This is a genomic window from Streptomyces sp. NPDC057010, assembly GCF_042673805.1.
Taxonomy (GTDB): Bacteria; Actinomycetota; Actinomycetes; order Streptomycetales; family Streptomycetaceae; genus Streptomyces.
The window spans coordinates 1-4,967 of sequence record NZ_JBHUSC010000116.1 but is presented as its reverse complement, the minus strand read 5'-3'; the positions used below and the strand labels follow the sequence as shown (position 1 = coordinate 4,967).

Genomic DNA, 4,967 nt, shown 5'->3' with positions numbered 1-4,967 from the left:
GTCCGAGGCCCCGGAAGCGCCCCCGGTCCCGGCTCCGGCCCCGGCCCCGGGCTCGGGCCGCCGCCGGGCCGCCGCCCCCGGGTCGGGCCGTCGGGGCCGGGACACCACGACCGACGAGCCCCCGGCAGGCCGTCGCGCCCGCACCGCCACCCCCGCGGAGTCCCCGACGGGGAACTGGCGGCGCCTCGTACCGCAGGCCCTCGTCGTCGCGTTCCTCGCCGGCGGCACCACCGCCTTCGTCGCCGCCGACAAGTCCGTGCGCCTCACCGTCGACGGGGTCCCGCAGAACCTCCACACCTTCGCCGACGACGTGGGTGAACTGCTGGCCGCCGAAGGCCTCGGCGTCGGGCCGCACGACCTCGTCGCCCCCGCCCCCGGCGAACCCCTCGACGACGGCGAGGAGATCGTCGTCCGCTACGGCCGCCCCCTCCACCTCACCCTCGACGGCCGTCGGCGCGAGGTGTGGACCACCGCCCGCACCGTCGAGGGCGCCCTGCGCCAGTTCGGCATCCGCGCCGAGGGCGCCTACCTCTCCGCCCCCCGCACCGCCCCGGTGCCCCGCACCGGCCTCGCCCTCAGCGTCCGTACCGAACGCAGCGTCACCTTCATGGCCGACGGCCGCGAACGCACCATCCGCACCAACGCCGCCACCGTCCAGGAAGCCCTCGACCAGGCCGGCATCACCCTCCACGGCCAGGACACCACCTCCGTACCCCCCGCCTCCTTCCCCCGCGACGGCCAGACCGTCACCGTGCTCCGCATCACCGGCACCCGCGAGGTCCGCGAGGAGCGCATCCCGTACGAGACCGAGAAGGCCGAGGACGACACCCTCTTCACCGGCACCGAGGTCGTCGAGCGCGCCGGCCGCCCGGGCGCGCGCCGGGTCACCTACAGCCTCCGCACCGTCAACGGCGTCCGCCAAAAGCCCCGCCAGATCGCGGAGGAGGTCGTCCGCGAACCCGTCACCCAGCTCGTCAAGGTCGGCACGAAACCGCTGCCGACCTCCGTCGCCGGCGCCGACGGCCTCGACTGGGGCGCCCTCGCCCAGTGCGAGTCCGGCGGCCGCCCCGGCGCCACCGACGCCTCGGGCACCTACGGCGGCCTCTACCAGTTCGACGTCCGCACCTGGCAGGCCCTCGGCGGCAGCGGCCGCCCCCAGGACGCCCCGGGCCCGGAACAGACGTACCGGGCGAAGAAGCTCTACGTGCAGCGGGGGGCGAGTCCCTGGCCCCACTGCGGCCGTAGGCTCTACCGGTAGCACCGGCCGGTGAGCAGCGGGCGGAAGCCGAGTCGGAAGGTGCCGCTCGCCGCGGGCGAGAACACCCGGACCGCTTGTGCCCGCGGCCCGCTGCGGACAGGTGTGGACGAGAAGACCGGTGAGCTTCTGTCCGCTTCCTTGCTCGCGGAGCGCGTCGGCTGGGCGTCCACCTTGGTGGCGGACATGGTCACCGATCTGCTGGTCGCCCACTGGAGGCCAGCCGATGTGGACCGGCGGGCCGAGCTGGCCGCAGGCGTCCTCGGGTCGTGGCCCGTCGACCCTGCCAGGCGCACGGAGGAGGAATGGGTAAAGGTGCGTGCCGCGGTCCCCGGCGGGCAGCACGTTCCTTCTTGCGTCATCAAGAGCCGCACCCGGCAGATCGCCGCCTTCCTGAAGGCCGAGGGCCGGCTCCCCGCCGATCTGTGCGAACTGGAGAGCCCACCGCGGGCGGCACGCCTGCTGCTCCTCGCAGCGTGCGACGGGCAGCAGGCCACCATCGAACGCAGCGGGGCCGATCCTCGGCGCGTGCTGCTGCGGATCCAACTGCCCACCCGTCCCGATCCGACCGGCTACCGCAACTGGACGTGGGTCGCCTGCCCGGTCGGCCTGCCCCCGACCGTTCCGGCCGGTGCGGTGATCCATCTGCCGATCTCGCCTACAGCCACGCCGTCCCGAAAGCCGCCGGCACCGGGCACACCGTTGCGCTCGGCGTCGACTGGGGAGTGAACACGCTCCTCTCGGCCGGTGCGGCCCGCCTCCACGGTGACGGGCGGATCACCGCCCTCGGTACCGGTGGGCAGTTCCGGGCCGCAGGTGTCCTGGCCAAACTGCACCGTCTCCGCCGACACACCGAGAAGCTGCACGCCAAGGCCGAGTAGTACCAGCGGATCACCCAAGGCCGCACACGGCGTCGCCTCGATCCCCACGCTCCGCTCGATGTCAGACAAGCCGTGATCCGCGACGAGATCCGGCGCGTTTCGGCCCGTCGCTCCCACCTGAACAGTGCCCTGGCGTGGGCGGCCGCCCGTTGGGCCGTCGATCAGGCCATCGCCGCCGGGGCGAGCGTCGTCTACCTCGAAGACCTGCGGTCGATGGAAGCGCGGGGCATGGGCCGTACCCACAACACGCGCATGTCCCAGACGGTGCGCGGTCGGATCGTCGACCGCATGCGCCACCTCGCTGCCGAGGCGGGCATCGCCGTGGTCACCGTGCCCGCACGCAATACCTCGAAGCGCTGCCCGAACTGCCTCACCCCACTCCGGCACCGCAAAGCCCCCGACCGGCCGACCACCCCGGGCTGGAAGTGGTCCATGTGCCCAGGCTGTGGCTGGCAGGGCGACCGGGACGAGGGCGCGTGGAAACGCGTTGCCGCACGCGGACTGACCCACCAGGCCACCACCGCCATGGACCGCACCACCGCGACCATGGCCATCCGCGCAACCGTCGATCGGCTCGAAGCACGCGCCATCATCACACCCACCGCTCCGCAAACCGGCCGGGACACCCTCCCCGGCCCGGGCCAGCGGCCCCGCCGGACAGCGTCCGGAGGGGCACGCTCACACGGACCCGAGACGGCTGCCCCGCGCAGCCCGCCGGTACCAGGGCGTGACGGCGATCGGCCATCCCACGCGCAGGCACAGCCCTCGAGGGGCGGCGTTGGGTGCGGGCTTCCACCTGCACGCCCACGCCACCCCACCACGATGGGAACCCGTCCCGAGCCCGGACAGCCGGTCCGGCTCGGGATCACCCAGCCGATCTGAGACGCTTTACCGGTGAGCACCGCAGAGCAGCAGCCCAACGAGAACCCTTCCGACGCCCTCCTCGGGCCGGCCGACGTCCGGGAGCTGGCCGCCGCGCTCGGCGTGCGGCCGACGAAGCAGAAGGGCCAGAACTTCGTCATCGACGCCAACACGGTGCGCCGCATCGTGCGCACCGCCGAGGTGCGCCCCGACGACGTGGTCGTCGAGGTCGGGCCCGGGCTGGGCTCGCTGACGCTCGCCCTGCTGGAGGCCGCGGACCGGGTCACCGCCGTCGAGATCGACGACATCCTCGCCGCGGCGCTGCCCGCCACCATCGAAGCCCGGATGCCCGAGCGCAAGGACCGCTTCGCGCTCGTCCACTCCGACGCGATGCTGGTCACCGAGCTGCCCGGGCCGGCGCCGACCGCGCTCGTCGCGAACCTGCCCTACAACGTGGCCGTGCCGGTGCTGCTGACCATGCTCGACCGGTTCCCCACCATCGAACGGACCCTGGTGATGGTGCAGGCCGAGGTCGCCGACCGGCTCGCCGCCGAGCCGGGCAACAAGGTCTACGGGGTCCCCTCCGTCAAGGCCAACTGGTACGCGCACGTCAAGCGCGCCGGGGCCATCGGCCGCAAGGTGTTCTGGCCCGCGCCGAACGTCGACTCCGGGCTCGTCTCGCTGGTCCGCCGGACCGAGCCGATCAAGACCACCGCCTCGAAGGCCGAGGTCTTCGCGGTCGTCGACGCCGCCTTCGCCCAGCGCCGCAAGACGCTGCGCGCCGCGCTGGCCGGCTGGGCCGGATCGCCGGCGGGCGCCGAGGCGGCGCTCGTCGCCGCGGGCGTCTCGCCGCAGGCGCGCGGCGAGTCGCTGACGGTGGAGGAGTTCGCCGCGATCGCCGAGCACAAGCCCCAGGCGGAGAGGCCCGCGCTGTGAGCGAGCGTACGCATGTGACCGTACGGGTCCCCGCGAAGGTCAACGTGCAGCTGGCGGTGGGCGCGGCCCGCCCCGACGGCTTCCACGACCTGGCCAACGTCTTCCTCGCCGTCTCCCTCTTCGACGAGGTCACGGCCACCGCCGCCGACGAGCTGAAGGTGACCTGCACGGGCCCGGACGCCGACCAGGTGCCCCTGGACCGCACCAACCTCGCGGCGCGCGCCGCCGAGATCCTGGCCGCGCGGGCCGGCATCGCCCCCGCCGTCCACCTCCACATCGCGAAGAACATCCCGGTCGCGGGCGGCATGGCGGGCGGCAGCGCGGACGGGGCCGCCGCCCTGCTGGCCTGCGACGTCCTGTGGGGCCTGGACACACCGCGCGCCGAACTGCTCGACATCTGCGCGGAGCTGGGCAGCGACGTGCCCTTCAGCCTCGTCGGCGGCGCGGCGCTCGGCACCGGCCGCGGCGAGCTGCTGACCCCGGTGGAGGCCGGGGCGTTCCACTGGGTGTTCGCGGTGGCCGACGGCGGGCTGTCGACCCCGGCCGTCTTCCGGGAGTTCGACCGCCTCACGGCCGGTACGCGCATCCCGGAGCCGGAGGCCTCGCCGGCCCTGCTCGCGGCCCTGGCCTCGGGTGACCCGGACGCGCTGGCCGGTGTCCTGGCCAACGACCTCCAGGCGGCGGCGCTGTCGCTGCGGCCGTCGCTGGCCGCCACCCTTGCCGCCGGCACGGACGCCGGTGCGCTGGCCGCGCTCGTCTCCGGCTCCGGGCCCACGACGGCCTTCCTGGTCCGGGACCCCGAATCGGCGGCGAAGGTCGCGGCGGCGCTCGACGCCTCGGGCACGTGCCGGGCCACTCGCGTGGCATCCTCCCCCGCCCCCGGAGCCACGCCCCTCCCAACCTGACCCCCGGGCCCCCGCCCCGCCCCCCGCGCCTCAAACGCCGGCGAGGCTGATGTGTGTCTGCGGGTCCGCTGCCGGGGGCCAGCCCCCGGACCCCCGCGCCTCAAACGCCGGCGGGGCTGGATTTTGGCT

The 4,967-nt window shown here is 74.6% G+C and carries 6 protein-coding genes; all 6 read left to right on the top strand.

The features are described 5' to 3' along the window. Positions 1-1,258 (top strand): ubiquitin-like domain-containing protein (locus tag ACFTXQ_RS36405; RefSeq protein ID WP_382649914.1); only part of this gene is annotated, 1,258 nt, incomplete at its 5' end. Between the two features lie 102 nt (positions 1,259-1,360). Further along, a complete protein-coding gene (locus ACFTXQ_RS36400; protein ID WP_382649911.1) occupies positions 1,361-1,984 on the top strand; it encodes a hypothetical protein in 624 nt (207 codons plus the stop codon). Then, a complete protein-coding gene (locus ACFTXQ_RS36395) occupies positions 1,981-2,136 on the top strand; it encodes a hypothetical protein (RefSeq protein WP_382649909.1) in 156 nt (51 codons plus the stop codon). The genes ACFTXQ_RS36400 and ACFTXQ_RS36395 overlap by 4 nt, the downstream gene beginning before the upstream one ends. Before the next feature lie 72 nt (positions 2,137-2,208). After that, a complete protein-coding gene (locus ACFTXQ_RS36390) occupies positions 2,209-3,018 on the top strand; it encodes a zinc ribbon domain-containing protein (protein ID WP_382649906.1) in 810 nt (269 codons plus the stop codon). Between the two features lie 12 nt (positions 3,019-3,030). Continuing rightward, a complete protein-coding gene (gene rsmA / locus ACFTXQ_RS36385) occupies positions 3,031-3,933 on the top strand; it encodes a 16S rRNA (adenine(1518)-N(6)/adenine(1519)-N(6))-dimethyltransferase RsmA (RefSeq protein ID WP_382649903.1) in 903 nt (300 codons plus the stop codon). After that, complete coding sequence (locus tag ACFTXQ_RS36380; RefSeq protein WP_382649901.1) at positions 3,930-4,838, top strand: 4-(cytidine 5'-diphospho)-2-C-methyl-D-erythritol kinase; 909 nt, start codon at positions 3,930-3,932, stop codon at positions 4,836-4,838. The genes rsmA and ACFTXQ_RS36380 overlap by 4 nt, the downstream gene beginning before the upstream one ends. The last annotated feature ends 129 nt before the right edge of the window (positions 4,839-4,967 follow it).